Origin of the sequence: Nucisporomicrobium flavum, from assembly GCF_016464385.1 — a bacterium.
GTDB lineage: Bacteria > Actinomycetota > Actinomycetes > Mycobacteriales > Micromonosporaceae > Actinoplanes > Actinoplanes flavus_A.
The window spans coordinates 184,949-200,340 of record NZ_JADMLH010000014.1 but is presented as its reverse complement, the minus strand read 5'-3'; the positions used below and the strand labels follow the sequence as shown (position 1 = coordinate 200,340).

At 73.4% G+C, this 15,392-nt stretch carries 16 protein-coding genes; 4 read left to right on the top strand and 12 right to left on the bottom strand.

Features of this window, described 5'->3' with window-relative positions:
* Positions 1–6 precede the first annotated feature (6 nt).
* The 7 genes from IT780_RS29305 to IT780_RS29275 form a co-directional block, all read right to left on the bottom strand.
* Positions 7–1,320 (bottom strand): hemolysin family protein, encoded by a 1,314-nt coding sequence (locus IT780_RS29305; protein ID WP_199515028.1) that lies wholly within the window; start codon positions 1,318–1,320, stop codon positions 7–9.
* A gap of 218 nt (positions 1,321–1,538) precedes the next feature.
* Complete coding sequence (gene ptsP / locus IT780_RS29300) at positions 1,539–3,164, bottom strand: phosphoenolpyruvate--protein phosphotransferase (RefSeq protein WP_199515027.1); 1,626 nt, start codon at positions 3,162–3,164, stop codon at positions 1,539–1,541.
* A complete protein-coding gene (locus tag IT780_RS29295) occupies positions 3,157–3,429 on the bottom strand; it encodes an HPr family phosphocarrier protein (RefSeq protein WP_199515026.1) in 273 nt (90 codons plus the stop codon). Before IT780_RS29295 ends, ptsP begins: the two co-directional genes overlap by 8 nt.
* Positions 3,426–3,872: a PTS mannitol transporter subunit IIA gene (locus IT780_RS29290; RefSeq protein WP_199515025.1), complete on the bottom strand. Its 447-nt coding sequence runs from the start codon at positions 3,870–3,872 to the stop codon at positions 3,426–3,428. The genes IT780_RS29295 and IT780_RS29290 overlap by 4 nt, the downstream gene beginning before the upstream one ends.
* Complete coding sequence (locus tag IT780_RS29285) at positions 3,869–4,621, bottom strand: magnesium transporter MgtE N-terminal domain-containing protein (protein ID WP_199515024.1); 753 nt, start codon at positions 4,619–4,621, stop codon at positions 3,869–3,871. The genes IT780_RS29290 and IT780_RS29285 overlap by 4 nt, the downstream gene beginning before the upstream one ends.
* 14 nt (positions 4,622–4,635) lie before the next feature.
* Entirely contained in the window at positions 4,636–4,956 is a 321-nt protein-coding gene (locus IT780_RS29280; RefSeq protein WP_199515023.1) for a PTS lactose transporter subunit IIB, read from the bottom strand.
* Complete coding sequence (locus IT780_RS29275) at positions 4,953–6,020, bottom strand: PTS transporter subunit EIIC (RefSeq protein ID WP_372443816.1); 1,068 nt, start codon at positions 6,018–6,020, stop codon at positions 4,953–4,955. Before IT780_RS29275 ends, IT780_RS29280 begins: the two co-directional genes overlap by 4 nt.
* Positions 6,021–6,361: 341 nt before the next feature.
* Here IT780_RS29275 and IT780_RS29270 point away from each other — a divergent pair, with 341 nt between their 5' ends.
* Genes IT780_RS29270 through IT780_RS29260 form a run of 3 tightly spaced genes read left to right on the top strand, consistent with a single transcriptional unit; the run spans position 6,362 to position 9,084 of the window.
* A complete protein-coding gene (locus IT780_RS29270) occupies positions 6,362–6,889 on the top strand; it encodes a SigE family RNA polymerase sigma factor (protein ID WP_199515022.1) in 528 nt (175 codons plus the stop codon).
* Positions 6,886–8,046 carry a TolB family protein gene (locus tag IT780_RS29265; protein WP_199515021.1) on the top strand — a complete coding sequence of 387 codons (1,161 nt, stop codon included), beginning with the start codon at positions 6,886–6,888 and terminating at the stop codon, positions 8,044–8,046. The genes IT780_RS29270 and IT780_RS29265 overlap by 4 nt, the downstream gene beginning before the upstream one ends.
* An 18-nt stretch (positions 8,047–8,064) precedes the next feature.
* On the top strand, positions 8,065–9,084 hold the full coding sequence (locus IT780_RS29260; protein WP_199515020.1) for a lysylphosphatidylglycerol synthase transmembrane domain-containing protein: 1,020 nt from the start codon (positions 8,065–8,067) through the stop codon (positions 9,082–9,084).
* Here the strand turns inward: IT780_RS29260 and IT780_RS29255 are convergent.
* The 5 genes from IT780_RS29255 to IT780_RS29235 form a co-directional block, all read right to left on the bottom strand.
* On the bottom strand, positions 9,047–9,787 hold the full coding sequence (locus IT780_RS29255) for a tetratricopeptide repeat protein (protein WP_199515019.1): 741 nt from the start codon (positions 9,785–9,787) through the stop codon (positions 9,047–9,049). The two genes, IT780_RS29260 and IT780_RS29255, sit on opposite strands and share 38 nt — an antisense overlap.
* Before the next feature lie 86 nt (positions 9,788–9,873).
* Positions 9,874–10,827, bottom strand: coding sequence for a cyclase family protein (locus IT780_RS29250; RefSeq protein ID WP_199515018.1), 954 nt, complete (start codon positions 10,825–10,827; stop codon positions 9,874–9,876).
* A 17-nt stretch (positions 10,828–10,844) separates the two neighbouring features.
* A complete protein-coding gene (locus IT780_RS29245) occupies positions 10,845–11,432 on the bottom strand; it encodes a TMEM165/GDT1 family protein (RefSeq protein ID WP_199515017.1) in 588 nt (195 codons plus the stop codon).
* 299 nt (positions 11,433–11,731) lie between these two features.
* Positions 11,732–13,318, bottom strand: coding sequence for an alpha/beta hydrolase (locus IT780_RS29240; protein ID WP_199515016.1), 1,587 nt, complete (start codon positions 13,316–13,318; stop codon positions 11,732–11,734).
* Between the two features lie 94 nt (positions 13,319–13,412).
* Positions 13,413–14,639: an MFS transporter gene (locus tag IT780_RS29235; protein WP_199515015.1), complete on the bottom strand. Its 1,227-nt coding sequence runs from the start codon at positions 14,637–14,639 to the stop codon at positions 13,413–13,415.
* A gap of 79 nt (positions 14,640–14,718) precedes the next feature.
* On the opposite strand from IT780_RS29235, the gene IT780_RS29230 reads away from it, so the two are divergent.
* Positions 14,719–15,324, top strand: coding sequence for a TetR/AcrR family transcriptional regulator (locus IT780_RS29230; protein WP_199515014.1), 606 nt, complete (start codon positions 14,719–14,721; stop codon positions 15,322–15,324).
* Positions 15,325–15,392 lie beyond the last annotated feature (68 nt).

Genomic DNA, 15,392 nt, shown 5'->3' with positions numbered 1-15,392 from the left:
CTCTCCCTACGAAGGACTGTCAGGTCGGGCAGAAGCTAACAAGTCCGGCTGAACGGATCCTGGGAGCGGCCGCAGGCGTACGGCGGTGATCGCCCGCCCGGTGACCTCGGTGACCTCGGCGGTGTGGCCGTCGAGCGTCACGATCTCGCCCGGCTCGGTCGGTATGTGCCCCAGCAGCGACAGCACCAGCCCGGCGACGGTGGTGAAACCGCCGTCGGTGGTCTCGACGTCCACCCCGATGTCGGACAGGTCGTGGATGGGGAAGGTACCGGGCAGCAGCATCGCGCCGTCGTCCTCGTGCACCACCGAGCGGACATCCCGGTCGGTCTCGTCGTAGATCTCACCGACGACCTCCTCGACCAGGTCCTCCATGGTGACGATGCCGCCCACCGACCCGTGCTCGTCGACGACCAGGGCGAACTGCCCGCGCTGCTGGCGCATCTGCCGCATGGCGTCGGAGACCTTCAGCGTTCCGGGCAGGTACAGCGGCTGGAACACGACCCCGATGACCGGCCCCTCGGCGTCGACCAGGTCGCGCAGGTGGACGACGCCCAGCACGTCGTCGAGCCCCAGCGGCCCGGTGACCGGCGCCCGCGAGTGCCCCGCCTCGACCAGCTTGCGCAGCGCCTCCTCGGCCCGCAGCACGGCCGGCAGCGTGAACACGTCCCGCCGCGGTACGAAGATCTCCCGCAGCGTCCGGTCCGCGATCTCGAAGGCGCCGCTGATGATCGTGCGCTGCTCGGCGGAGAAGTTCTCCTGCACCGCGACCATGTCGCGGATCTCCTCGCTGCTCACCTCCTCCCGGCCGGCATCCGGGTCGCCGCCGGCGAGCCGCACGATCAGATCGCCGGCCTTGCCCAGCAGCCACACCGCGGGCCGGGTGAGCCCGGCCAGCACGTCGAGCGGCCGCGCCACGGCGAGCGCCCACCCCTCGGCCCGCTGCATCGCCACCCGCTTCGGCGCCAGCTCCCCCACCACCAGCGTGAAGAACGTCAGCACGATGGTGACCAGCACGATCGCCGCCGGCCCCGCGGCACCGCCGAGAAAACCCAGCGGCCCGACCAACGGCTGCGCCAACGACACGGCCGCGGCCGCGGAGGCGAGGAAGCCGGCCAGCGTGATACCGATCTGGATGGTCGCCAGGAACCGGTTCGGATCCCGCGCCAGCCGAGCCAGCCGTACGCCCGTCCGCGACTCCCGCTCCAGCCGCTGCAACTGGCTCTCCCGCAGCGACACGAGCGCCATCTCGCTGCCGGCGAAGCCCGCGTTCAGCAGCACCAGGACCACGACGAGCGCGACCTGCCAGCCATAACCACCCATCCGCGCCCCTTACCCAGAACCCGCCCCCCTCAGACCCGGACCACCGGCGCGGGAACCGGTCAGGGTGCGGCAGGCGCCGGCACCTGCCACTGGGCGATGTTCGATCTTCGGGTACCCACACTTTCGATTTGCGGACGCTGCGGCTTTCGATTTGCGGGCCCCTCTTCGTTCGATCTGCGGGGCATTCGGCTTTCGATCTGCGGACCGGCTCCGCCGGTTCAGAGCCTGGTCACGGCGGCGCGGGCGGCGGCCGGGTCGGCGGCTGCGAGGGCCCGCTGGGCCGCCGCGCGGCATTCCTCCAGCGTGTGCGCCGCGAGCGCCGCGCGGACCGCCGGGACCGCCGGCGGCGACATGGACAGGCTGGTCACGCCGAGGCCGGCCAGGACCACCGCGAAGGCCGGGTCGGCCGCCGCCTCGCCGCAGACCCCGACCGGGCGGCCCACCGCCGCGCCGGCCGCGGCGCACAGGGCGATCAGGGACAGCAGCGCCGGTTGCCAGGGGTCGAGAAGGTCGGCGAGCTCGCCGCTGCGGCGATCCGCGGCGAAGGTGTACTGGCTGAGGTCGTTGGTGCCGACGCTGAGGAAGTCGACGACCTGGAGGATCTCGGCGGAGCGGACCGCCGCGGCCGGGACCTCGATCATCACGCCGACCGTGGGCAGGCCGGCGTCGCGGCACAGGGCCGTGAACTGGGCGGCCTCCGAGACCGTGGTGACCATCGGCGCCATGACGGCGACCCGGGCGGTCGACGCGCGGGCCGCCGCGGCGATCGCGGCGATCTGCGTACGGAGGATGTCGGCGCGGCGGCGGGCGACCCGGAGGCCGCGGATCCCCAGGGCCGGGTTGGGTTCGTCGTGGTCGCGCAGGAACGGCAGCGGCTTGTCCGCGCCGGCGTCCAGGGTCCGTACGATCACCTGCCGGCCCGGCATGGCCGCGAAGACCTCGGCGTACGCGTCGATCTGTTCGGCGGTCGTCGGCGGGTCGATGTGGTGCTGGAACAGCAGTTCGGTGCGGAAGAGGCCGACCCCTTCCACGGCCGCCCCGGCGAGCTCGGCCGCGCAGCCGATGTTGGCGAGCAGCGCGACGTGGTGGCCGTCGGCCGTACGCCCGCGCAGGTCGGCGGGCTCCTCGGGCGCCGGCGGCGGCTCCTCGGCCGGTGCCGGCACGGTGCGCCCGACGGTGACCCGGCCGGCCGTGCCGTCCACGGTGACCACTGTGCCGTCGGCGATCTCCAGCGCCCCGCCGCAGGCCACGACGGTCGGCAGGCCGCGGGCCCGGGCGAGGATCGCGGTGTGGCTGACGAAGCTGCCGGCCGACGTGACGACGGCGAGCACCCGGGCCGGGTCGAGCAGCGCGGCGTCGGCGGGGGCGAGGTCGACGGCGATCAGCACGAACGGGCAGCCCGGCTCGGGCAGCGCCGGCATCGGCAGCCCGAGGCAGTGCGCCACCACCCGGTCGCGCAGGTCGTCGAGGTCGGCGGCGCGAGCGGCGAGCAGCCCGCCGGCCGCGAGCAGGGCGGCCCGGTGGTCGGCGAGGACAGCCGCCACCGCGTGCGGCGCCTCGTGGCCCGCGCGTACGGCGAGCGCCACCCCGTCGCGCAGCGTCCGGTCGGCGGCCAGGGCGGCCTGCGCCCGCAGGATCTCCGCGGCCGTCTCGTCGGCGGTGACGGCCGCCCGCCGGCCGATGTCCCGGCAGACCGCGTCGATGGCGGCGTACGCCCGGTCCACCTCGGCGTCCGGGTCGGTGACCGGGCGCGGCGCGGGGAGCCGGGGCGGGTCGGCCAGCCGGTACGCGGGACCGGTGGCGGCGCCCGCGCTGGCGCCCAGCCCTCGCAGCAGGTCAGGCACCGGCGACGTCCAGGTCGGTGGCGAAGAGCCCGGCGAGCGTGTCGAGGGCTTCGGCCGCGCCCGGGCCGTGCGCCTCGAGGATCAGTTCCGTGCCGCAGAGCGCGCCGAGGCTGAGCAGGGCCAGCACGCTGTCGGCCGCGACGGCGGGGCGGTCCATGGTGCGTACGGTGACCGCCGCCGGAGCCAGCGCCGCGGCGACCGCGATCTGCGAGGCGGCGCGCAGGTGCAGGCCGGCCCGTCCGGCCAGCAGGACCGAGCGGATCACAGGTCCTCCTGGCTCAGCATGGCCACGATCGCCTCGGCGTCGGTGGTCTCGCGCAGTTCCCGGGCCCGCTCCGGGTCGAGCAGGATCTGCGCGAGCGCGGCGAGCAGCGCGACGTGGCCGTCCCCGCGGGCGGCGATGGCCACGCAGACCGTGACCGGGTGGCCGTCCCAGTCGACGCCGTCGGGGAAGCGGAGCACGACCAGGGAGTCGCGGCGCACCAGGGCGCGGGACTTGTCGAGGCCGTGCGGGATGGCCACGCCCTCACCCAGGTACGTGGACATCGCCCATTCCCGGTCGAGCATCGCCTCGCGGTACGTAGGGTGCACCGCGCCGAGCTCCTCGAGCACGTCGGCGCAGCGGTGCACGGCGGACTCCCGGTCGGCGGCCGTCTCGTGCAGCCGGATCCCGCGCACCTCGAGCACGGGCCGCACGTTCGTCGTCATCCGGCCAGCCTCACGAGCGCACGTCCCAGCACGCCGTCATTGTCGTCGGGATCCCAGGTGACCACCAGGGCGGGTGTCCCTCCGTACCGCGGATCGGTCACGAGCTCACCAGCTTGCACGCTGGGCATTGCATTGGTCACGATGAGCAACCCGTGCACCTGCCGCGCGGCGAAGACCTCGTGGGCGGCGACGACGGCCGCCGGCTGCAGCGGGCCGCAGTCCACATAGCACAGTGAGACGCCGAAGAGCCGGTGGAAGACGCCGGCGAGCAGGTTGCTGCCGTAGTCGCCCGGCACCCACTGCAGGCCGGCGGCGGTGCGGCGCAGCGATTCGATGACCCTCTTCTCGTACGCGACCCGGCGCAGGTCGGACAGGCGCAGCGGGTCGAGCACGTCCACCAGCCGCCGGCGCTGCGGGCCGGGCATCGCGTCGAGCAGCATCGCCAGGTGCTCGGAGGTGACCCGGTCCAGCTGGGGCCGGGCGCGCGCCGCGGGCAGGGCGGCCATCACCGCGGCCGCCTCCACCAGCGGAAGCAGAGCGAGCTCGGCGGCGAGCCGCGCGTCGTCGAGGTGGCTGAGCAGCGCGGCCCGTTTCTCCGGATCGGCGGCGATGAGCAGCTTGGCGATCAGCCGGCCGTCCATGGCGGCGAGCAGGGCGTCGATGCGGTCGCGGGGCATGGACAGCAGCACGCCGACCGCACGCTGCGGCGGCGAGTTGCCGAGCATGGCGACGACATGTTGCGTCGGCATGGAGCCGAGCACGCTCAGCCTCCCGTGGTGCCGACGACCACGCCGCCCTGCTTGACGGCGGCGACGACGCGGGCCACGGCGGGGTCGCCGAGGAACATGCGGAAGCCGACCACCACCGAGCGCGGGGCACCGGCCCGGACCCGGTCGGCGAGCCCGGCCTGGCAGAGCACGACGTCGGCGTCCGACGGGATGGAGGCGATCGCGTGGTGCTCGACGATGACGGGCATCTTGCGCAGCTCGCGGCGGAGCTGGGCGGCGAGCATGACGCTGCTGCCCATCCCGGCGTCGCAGGCGACCACCAGTTTGCGGATGTCGCCGCCGTCGATGCTGCTCACATGCCCTCCTCGTCGCGGGCCAGCCGGCCGAAGCCGAGCAGCAGGGAGCCGACCACGAACGACACCCCGGCCGCCACGACGACGCCGGCGAGCACGCCGAAGTAGTCGCCGCGCGGGGTCTCGGCGAGGTAGGCGAAGATGCTGCCGGGCGACGGGGTGGCGACCAGGCCGGCCCCGGTCACCATGAACGTCAGGATCCCGGCGCCACCGCCGCAGACGGCCGCCAGGACCATGCTCGGCTTCATCAGCACGTACGGGAAATAGATCTCGTGAATGCCGCCGAGGAACTGGATGGCCATCGCCGCGGGCACGCTCGGCCGCAGCGACCGGGGCCCGAACAGCAGGTACGCCAGCAGGATCCCGAAGCCCGGCCCGGGGTTCGTCTCCAGCATGAACAGGATCGACTTGCCGTTGTCGGACGACTCGGCGATGCCCAGCGGCCCGAGCACGCCGTGGTTGATGGCGTTGTTGAGGAACAGCACCTTGGCCGGCTCGATCAGCACCGCCGCGGCGGGCAGCAGGTGGTGCTGGACGAGGAACCGTACGCCGTCGCCGGCCGCCTCGGTGAACACGCGCATGACCGGGCCGATCGCGAGCACCCCGGCCAGCGCGGAGAGCCCGGCGACGATGCCGGCGGAGAAGTTGTCGACCAGCATCTCGAAGCCGGGGCGGATGCGGTCGGCGGTGAGGCCGTCGACCAGCTTGAGCACGTACGCCGTCAGCGGCCCCACGATCATCGCGCCGAAGAACATGGGCGCCTCGGAGCCCACCACGAGACCCATCGTGGCGACCGCGCCGACCACCGCGCCGCGCTGGGCGTGGACCATGCGGCCGCCGGTGTATCCGATGAGGACCGGGAGCAGCACGTGCGACATCGGGTCGATGAGCGCGGCGAACTTCTCGTTGGGCAGCCAGCCCTTCTCGAAGAACAGCGCCGTGATCAGACCCCAGGCGATGAAGGCGGCGATGTTCGGCATCACCATGCCGGCGAGGTAGCCGCCGAAGCGCTGCACGCGCGCCTTGACGCCGGTGTCCTGGGCAGCAGGCGCGTACAGCTCTGCCACGGCACAGCTCCTAACCGGAGGCCGCAGGGGGGCGGGGAGGGGAGAGGTGCGTTTGTTGTACCGACGAGATCACCGACTGTCAATCGCGGGTTTGCGGCGTTCCGGTTTCCCCTGGCCGTTCGTACGGAGCGGAATCACCCGAAGGTCCCGTCGCCCACCGCCGGGAAGATCCGCGTCTACCTATGCGTACGCCGCGGGGGCCGGTACCGATAACGGGGGGTACCGGCCCCCGCACCTCTGTGGACGGCACGGGAAGAAGTGACGTGGTGAGCGCTGACGCGGTGATTGACCGGCCGCTGTACGCTCACGGCTCTTTCCGGACGCCGATCGGAACACGGGGAATGACCGACGCGCGCGATGCCGCTTATGCGACCTTCGTCCGAGAGCGCTCGCACGCCCTGCTCCGCTCCGCGTACCTGCTCACCGGTGACCAGCACCTCGCCGAGGACCTGGTCCAGGAAGCCCTCGCGCGCACCCATCGGGCCTGGTCGCGGCTGGAACGCCCGGACCACGCCGAGGCGTACGCCCGCAAGGTCATGTATCACGCCCAGGTCTCCCTCTGGCGGCGGCCGAAGGTCGCCGAGGCGCTGCCCGGCGAGAACCTCGAACGGCACGGCGGATCGACCGATGACCCTGCCGAGGCGACGGTCCGCCGCGTGGCCCTGCGCCGGGCCTTGCTCTCGCTGAGCCCCAAGCAGCGCGCCGTGGTGGTGCTGCGCTACTTCGAGGACCACACCGAGGTCGAGGCGGCGCAGATGCTCGGCGTCTCGGTGAGCACGGTCAAGACGCAGTGCTCCCGGGCGCTCGAACGGCTCCGCGGCCTCGTGCCCGACCTGCGGTCGCTCGCCGACATCGAGGGGCCCCGATGACCGGCGCCGGCCCGCTGCACGACTCGCTGAGCGACCTCGCCGACTCGGTCCTCCCGATGGACCTGTACGAACGGTCGCTGCGGCGCTCACGGCGCATCGGCCGCCGGGAGGCCGCGGTGGGCACCGGCGCCGCCGTCGTCGCCCTCGGGCTGCTGGGGAGCGGGCTGTGGCAGTTGCCGCAGCCGTCCAGCGACTCCTCCGCCCGCGGGGTCGCCGCCGCGCCGCTCGACCCCTCGCCGGGTGCGACCGCCGCGGCGCAGGGGGACGCCGGGTCGGCGCCCGTCCCGTCGCTCACGCCGGGGCGCACGACCTTCCGCCCGCACCGGCCACGCCCTCAGGCACCCGCCTCGTCGACGCCCCGGTCGACGTCGCTGGCGGCCCTGCCGGGCCAGGTGTTCTACCAGGACGCCGGCACGAAGGGCGACCTCGTCCGGCTCACCCGGGACGGCGACCCGCGGACCGTGCTGTCCGCCCCGTCCTCGGCCGTGGGCGTCTCGCCCGACGGCACCCGGGTCGCGTACATCACCGAGGGTCAGCTCATGGTGGTGGACACCGCGGGTGGCGAACCGCAGCAGGTGTACGCGGGCACGACCTCCGACGCGCAGGTGCCGGCCTGGTCACCGGACGGCGGCCGGCTGTTGATCGACGCCACCGACCCCGGGGTGCTGGACGTGGCCACCGGCGCCCTCACGCCCCTGCCGAGCGGCCTCGACGGGGAGCATTTCCGCTGGTCCGGCGACGGCACCACGCTCGTGTACGCGACACCCTCGTGCCGGCTCGAGGTCGCCGACGTGAACGCGCAGAGCGGCACGCCCGTGCCGGCCACCGAGGACACCGGCGGCGCGGCGGCCTGCCGGCCGGTCAGCGTGGACAGCACCGGCGACCTGGTGACCGTACGCACGGAGCAGGCCGGCGCCGCGGACACCGACGCGCCCGCCGACGCGGTGCTGGACACCTCGACCGGCGAGACCGTCGACCTGCCGGTGCCCGGCCCGGTCATCGGGGCGGTGTTCGACGCGGAGGGCAACCTGCTGGTCCGCTCGGTGCAGCGCGGCAGGACCCGATTGTCCCTGTTCGACCCCGGTTTCACGCTGCTCGTCCGGGCGAAGGAGCCCGCCGCGCTGAAGGACCTGGATCTGGTCGCGTACACCCGCTGAGGGTGCGACGATCAAGGGATGCCCGAGACCGCCCGGCCCCGGTTGCGCCGCGGACCCGTCGTGGCCGCGGTGGTGGCGCTCATCATCCTCGCCGAGCTGCTGATCGGCTGGCGTGCGCTCGTCGACGCGCTGGTCCAGCTGCGGACGCCGCACTGGAACTGGGTCGCCGGAGCCCTCGTCGCCGAGATCGCCTCGATGGGCAGCTACGCCCGGATGCAGCGGGCCCTGCTGCACGGCGCCGGGACGAAGGTGCAGATGCGCAGGCACGTCGCGCTGGCGTACGCGGCCCATTCGCTGAGCGTGACGCTGCCCGGCGGGCCGGTCTTCTCCACGACGTTCAACTTCCAGCAGATGCGCCGGTTCGGGGCCTCGTCGGCGGTGGCTTCCTGGTGCATCGCGCTCAGCGGGGTGCTCTCGGCGGGCGCGCTCGTCGTGATCGGGGCGGTCTTCGGCATCCTGACGCGCAGCACGGGCAGTTGGCGGACGCTGGTGCTGTACATGGGCGGGGCGCTGGTCGTGGCGCTGACCGTACGGTTCCTGGCGCAGCACCCGGAATGGCTGATCAATCCCGCGCGGGCCCTGCTCAGCCGGGTGAACCGGCTGCGGCGCCGGCCCGCCGACACCGGCCACGCCCGCCTGGTGGGCTTCGTCGACCAGTTGCGCTCGGTGCGGGTCCGGCCGGGCCATTTCGCGTACGCGTCATTGCTGGCCGTCGCGAACTGGCTGCTCGACGCGCTGTGCCTGTGGATGTGCTGCATCGCCGTGGGCGCGCACGACATCCGGCCCACGCAGCTGGTGATCGCGTACTGCGCGGGGATGGCGGCGGCCAGCATGCCGATCGTGCCGGGCGGGCTGGGTGTGGTCGACGGCGCGCTCGTGCTGGGCCTGGTGGCCGGCGGCCTGACCAGCAGCTCCGCCGTCGCCACCGTGGTGCTCTACCGGCTGATCAGCTTCGGCTTCATCATCGGGATGGGCTGGCTCGTCTGGCTGGTCCTGCGGTCTAGGGCAGGAACTCCTCGGGACGCGCTGGCCCGCTAGCCGCGCTGTCCTTGCGCCCGAAGAGCTTCCAGCCGCGCTTCTTCTTCTCCGGACCCCGCACGGCCTCGCCGTTGAGGACGGCCAGCCGATGCTGTGCCACCGGGTTCTCCGGTTCGAGCTGCAGCGACTTGAGGAACGCCTGCCGGGCCTGGTCGGAGTGGCCGAGCGCGTCCAGGGCGACGCCGTGGGTGAAGTAGTAGTGCGCCTCGTTCGGGTCGAGGCCGACGGCCGTACGGGCGGCCTGCTCGGCGTCGGCGTACTGCCGGTCGGCGGCGAGCAGCGACCAGGCGACCCGGTCGTGCCACAGCGGGTTCTTCGGGTCGGCGATGACCGCACGGTACGCCATCGTGACGGCCTCCTCGTGCCGTCCGAGCAGGGTGAGCGCCCGGCTCGCGATCGCCAGCGGCCGCGGGTCCTCCTGCGCCAGGTCGATGGCACGGTTGGCGGCGTCGAGCGCCTTGTCGACCTCGTCGAGCACCAGCCGGATGCGGGCCATGAGGATCCAGCCGGCCGTGGACCGCGGGTCGGCCGCGAGGATCGGCTCGAGGTGCTGGGCCGCGGCGGCCGGGTCGACCCGTTCGAAGAGGGCGGCGGCGCGGGCCACGCCGAGCTCCGTCGGGCTGCTCAGCCCCGGCTGCTTCTCCCCCGCCGCCTGCTGCCGGGCCCGGTCCGGGGCGACCCGCGCCGCGTCCACGTCGGTCATCGCGGCTGCCCGGCCGGGGAGAAGTCAAAGTTCACACGGGCATCATCGGCAGATGCGCGGCCGTTCTGAGCGGCTTTGCGGGAAAATCACCCCTGGGTCGGCAACCACCCGCCGGACCTGCGGTGGTCGTGCGGCTCGAGCTCCGGCACCGACGCGTACGCCCGTACCGGGAATGTGCCGAAGCCTGACACCCGGGGCGGCGCGGCGGTGAAGCGGGCACCGGTCGGCGGGAGGTTCTCCAGGCCGGTCAGGTGCTCGACGACCGGGATGCCGGCCCCGAGCAGCAGGGTGTGTGCCGGCCGCGCGCCGCCTCCCGCCGGGGAGGCGTCGTCGATGTTGACCGCGTCGATGCCGACCAGCGCCGCCCCGTGGTCCACCAGCCACCGCGCGCCGGCCTCGGTGAGGAAGGGAGCGTCTTCCGCGTACGCCGGGGTGCCCCAGTGCGCGTCCCCGCCGGTGTGCAGGAGGACGGCGTGACCCGCGACGGTCAGGTGCTCGAGGGTGTCCACGCCGACGCCCCGGGCCCCGCCGACCGCGCGGACCACGACCGCGGGCAGGTCGGCGAGGCGTTCCAGCGGCAGGCCGGCGAGGTCCGTGCCGTCGGCGTACCGGTGGAACGGGCTGTCCAGGTAGGTGCCCGTGTTCCCGACCATGGAGATGCGGTCGATCGCGAACTCGGTGCCCTCGGCGTAGACGTCGCGGGACGCCTCCCGGGTGAGGTGCGGCGTGATCTCCGGCGCCGGCAGCCCGGGGTACGTCACCGTCCCCGCGCCGATCACGTGGCTCAGCTCGACGAACCGGGTACGCGGCTCGGACGGCCCGCCCGGGGTGCCGAGGTGCGGCTCGGCGAAGATCCTGATGCCCGACAGCTCGACGCGGTCGACCATCAGCAGCCGGCAGGCCGTGACGAACAGCGACGCGATCTCGGACTCCGTGACGTCGGCGTGCGGGACGTCCACCCGGAAACCCCGGGTCTGCAGCCCGCCGCCGTTGCGGAACGTCACAACGGCGTCGAACTCGGCACGATGCTGCAGCGGCACGTCCGCCTCCTCCGTGATCAGGTCAGCTCGGTGAGTGCCTCGACGACGAGCCAGACGCCGAAGATAGCGAAGAGCGCGGCCGCGCCGTACTTGATCACCTTCTCCGGCAGGTGCCGGCCGAGCAGGCGGCCGACCAGGATCGCCAGGGCGTCGGCGGCGACCATGCCCACGGTCGAGCCGAGCCACGTGCCGAACCAGCCGTACGAGGTGGCCAGCGTGATGGTCGCGAGCATGGTCTTGTCGCCCAGCTCGGCCAGGAAGAACGCGCCGCCGACGGCGAGGATCGCGGAGCCGGTGGACCGCTCGGCCTTGTTCTTCTCGTCGTCGGTGAGTTTGTCGCCGCGCAGCGTCCATGCGCCGAAGGCGAGGAAGGCCAGGCCGGCCACGAGGGAGATCCAGTCGGTGGGCAGGGTGGCGCCCAGGCCGTAGCCGATGCCGACCGAGACCAGATGGACGACCGCGGTGGCCACGGTGATGCCGATGAGCACCGGCAGCGTCTTGAACCGGGTGGCGAAGGTGAGGGCCATGAGCTGCGACTTGTCGCCGAGCTCGGCCACGAAGATGACGGCGAAGCTGACCGCCGTCGCGACGAGGAAACCGTCCATGGGGAAGAGCAACTCCCGGTGTGTGCGGACCGGGGCGCGGGCGCGGGGCGACCTCGACCCGGCCACGTGGAATGGCCAAGTCGAAGGTCTCGCTCGCCCCGGCGGACCGGGGCCGCGTGGCCGGATCGCCGGGCCCTCCGGGCACCGTTGATCAGCATGTCGACCACGACGTTGGGAGCTACTCCCCTTCGCGCGATCAGCCTACCCGGCGGGGGCGGCCTCCGGCACGCAACGTGACGAAGGCCGCCCCCCGTCCAACCACCCCACCCGCCACCCACAAGGGGACTGAAGGCGTCGGCTCAACGGATCGTGACGAGCTCCTGCAGCTCCAGCCGGCTGAGCGACCCACCGCGCTCGGCCCGCTTCGCCCGGGCCGACGGGTCGGGCTGCGGCAGCGGCTCGCACCGCTTGTCGGACGTGTTCGACTTCAGCCTCTTGGGAAGCTTGCCGCTCGCGAGGTACGCGGCGATCGTGTCGTCGACGCAGGCGTTGCCGAAGAGCGAGCCCGCGTGGGTCGTGCCACCGACGCCCTCCACGAGCACCGACCGCGGGAACCGCTTGCGCACCTCGAGGCTGCCGGTGAACGGCGTCGCCGCATCGAGCGTCTCGCTGATCAGCAGCACCGGCGGTGCCTTGGCCCCGGTCACGGCGACCGGCTTGCCGGCCTTCGCGCCCCAGGTCAGGCAGGGTGCGTTGTACCAGGCGTTTCCCCAGGTCTCGAAGGGCGCCCGGGCGTGCACCCGCCAGTTGTCCGTACGCCACTTCTGCCAGGACGTCGGCCACTGCACGTCCGTGCACTGGACGGCGAGGTAGATGGCGTACCCGTTGTCGGCGCCGTCCTCCTGCGGGCTGCCCTGGTCGTAGAGGGCCTTGAGCGGCGCCGGGTCGCGGTCGTTGACCCAGGCGGCGAACGCGGAGGCCACCGACTCCCACCCGAACACGTAGTAGCCGGCCTGCAGGAACACGTCGCTCAGCTCGGCCGGGCCGATCACGCCCGCCGCCGGCTTCGCGGTCAGGCGGGCCTGCTCGCGGTAGAACAGCCGCTCGACCGCCTTGCCGGTGGTGCCGAGGCCGTACACGTCGTCGTGCCGCGCGAGCCAGCGGAAGTAGATCTTGATGTTGCGGTCGAACGCGACGTCCTGGTCGAGGTTCGCGTCGTACCAGACCCGGCCCGGGTCGACGACGCCGTCCAGGACCATCCGGCGGACCCGGTCCGGGTGCAGGGTGGCGTAGACCTGGCCCAGGTACGTCCCGTACGAGAAGCCGTAGAAGTTGATCTGCTTCGCGCCGAGCGCGGCCCGCAGGCTGTCCATGTCGGCCACGGTGTCGGTGGTGCGCAGGTGGTCGAGCAGCGCGCCGCCCGCCCGGTCGCACGCGGCGGCGTAGCCCTTCGCCCGGGCCAGCCAGGCCTTCTCGATCGCGGCGGTGGTGGGCACGTACGGCGGCCGGTTGTAGCCCAGGTAGTCGCCGTCGCACGCGAGCGCCGGCTTGCTGTCGCCCACCCCGCGCGGGTCGAAGCCGATCCAGTCGTACGCCGCCCCGGCGTTGCCCGGCACGTATTCGCCGAGCACGGACAGGGTCAGCCCGGAACCACCGGGCCCGCCGGGGTTGACCAGCATGACGCCCTGGTACTTGTCGTCGGGCACGGTGTGGCGTACGCGCGACACGGCGAGCTTGATCTGCTTGCCCCCGGGGTCGGCGTGGTCGAGCGGCACGCTGAGGTAGCCGCAGTCGGCGCCGCGCGCCCGCAGGCCGGGGTTCTCACACGCGCGCCAGGCGATCGCGTGGTAGCCGGGGGCGCCCCGCTCGGGTGCGGCGCCGGCGGCCGCGGCGGCGCCGCTCAGCACCAGGCCGATCGTGGCGGCGGTCGCCAGAAGTCTTCTCATGCGTAGCCCTTCGTGTGGATTCGCACCATATGCTCCGGCGCGGAACGGCTGAATGAGCACCGTCCACGCCGGAGCGCCACGAAAGAGCCGGCGTTCAGGCCGGGCGTACGCGCTGGGCGACCAGGGCCGTGCCGCCGAGCAGGACCACCACCGCGCCGTAGACCAGCGCGGTCGCGTGCAGGCCGAACGACGTCGCCGCCAGGCCGGCGACCACGGCCGGGAGGCTGAACGCCACGTACGCGACGGTCAGCGCGACCGCGAGCAGTTCGCCGCGCTCGTGCGGGTCCGCCAGCCGGGCCAGCGTGCCGAAGGAGGCGAGCGCGGAGGCGCCGAAGCCCACACCGGCGAGGACCGTACCCACGCCGGCGAGCGTGACGGCATCGCTCTGGACGCCGGCCAGCGCCACGGCCGTGCCGAGCGTCAGCAGCCCTCCGGCGAGCGTCAGCACCCGCGGCGTGGGGTGACCGCGCAGGGCGAAAGCGGTCAACGCGCCGGTGCCGCAGAGCAGGGTCACGACCAGGCCGCCGATGAGGTGGTTGCCGAGCCCGAAGACGCCGACCGCCACGGACGGCCCGAGCGAGAGGTAGAGCCCGCCCAGCGCCCAGCTGGCCACGATGACCGGTACGAGCGCGAGCACGTCAGCGCGCAGCCGGGCCGGTACGCCCAGCCGCGGCACCAGCGAGGCGGCACCTCCGGGGCGGCGGGTGGCGGTCTCCGGCATGAGCAGCACCACGCCGGCCGCGAGCACCATGCCGGCGAGCAGGAGCGCGAAGACCAGGTGCGTGGGGCCGGGGGCGAACTGGACGAGCGCGCCGGTGCCCAGCGAGCCCAGCGCCAGCCCGGCGAGCGGGACGATGCTGTTGATCAGCCCGGCCCGGCCCGGCGCGTGCGGCGGGTTCAGGTCGACGAGCGCCGCGCCCAGCGTGGTCAGCGCCGCGCCGGTGGCGATGCCCTGCAGGAACCGCGCGGCCAGCAGCACCCCGACGTCTCCGGCCGTGAGGAAGAGCACGAGCGCCACCGTCTCGAGCGCGATGGCCGCCGCCAGCACCGGCCGGCGCCCGACATGGTCGGAGAGCGCGCCGAGCACGAGCAGGGCGCCGATGAGGCCGACCACGTACACGGCGAAGACGACCGTCAGCGTGACCGCCGAGAAGCCCCAGAGCTGCTGGTAGACGACGTACAGCGGGGACGGCGCGCTGGAGGCGGCGGTGAACGCGACCAGGATGGCGGCGATCCCGGCGAAGGCCGCGGGATGCGAGAGGCGTCTCCGGCGGGTGAGCGGCTCGCGGGCGACGGCGGGCAGCGTGGGTGTGGCGGTCATGGCGTTCCCCGATCTGTGAACAGACAGGTCTGTCTAGCGCCACCGAGACTAGACAGATCTGTCTGCTATCGTCAAACGCATGTCTGCCGCGTCACCCGCCACCGCCGCGTCACCGGCCACCGCGCGCAAGCCGTCCGCCCGCGACCGCCTGCTCGCCGCCGCCGACGAGCTCTTCTATGCCGAGGGCGTGCACACCGTCGGCATCGACCGCGTGATCGAGCGGGCCGGCGTGGCCAAGGCGTCGCTCTACAGCAGCTTCGGCAGCAAGGACGGGCTGATCCGGGCGTACCTGGAGGGGCAGCACCGGCGCCGGCGCAAGCGCATCCTGACCGCGCTGGAGCGCTACGACTCCCCCCGGGACAAGCTGCTCGGCATCTTCGACGTGCTGGCGGAGACGGCGTCGCGGTCGTCGTTCCGGGGCTGCGCCTTCTACAACGCGAGCGCCGAGTCGCCCAGGGGCGGGGTCGTCGAGGAGGTGTGCGACACCAACCGGGCCTGGACCCGCCGGCTGTTCACCGACCTCGCTCGCGACGCGGGTGCCGCGGACCCCGAGGCGCTGGCCGCCCAGCTGGTCCTGCTGTACGACGGCTCGACGGTCGGCGCCCGTATGGACCGCGACGTCTCCGCGCCGACCACCGCCCGGGCCGTGGCGACCGCCCTGCTCGAAGCGGCCACCGCTCGATAAAGGCCACCGCTCGATAAGGCACCGCTCGACAAAGCCCCCGACGCGCCATCCGATATGCACCGGCTAGG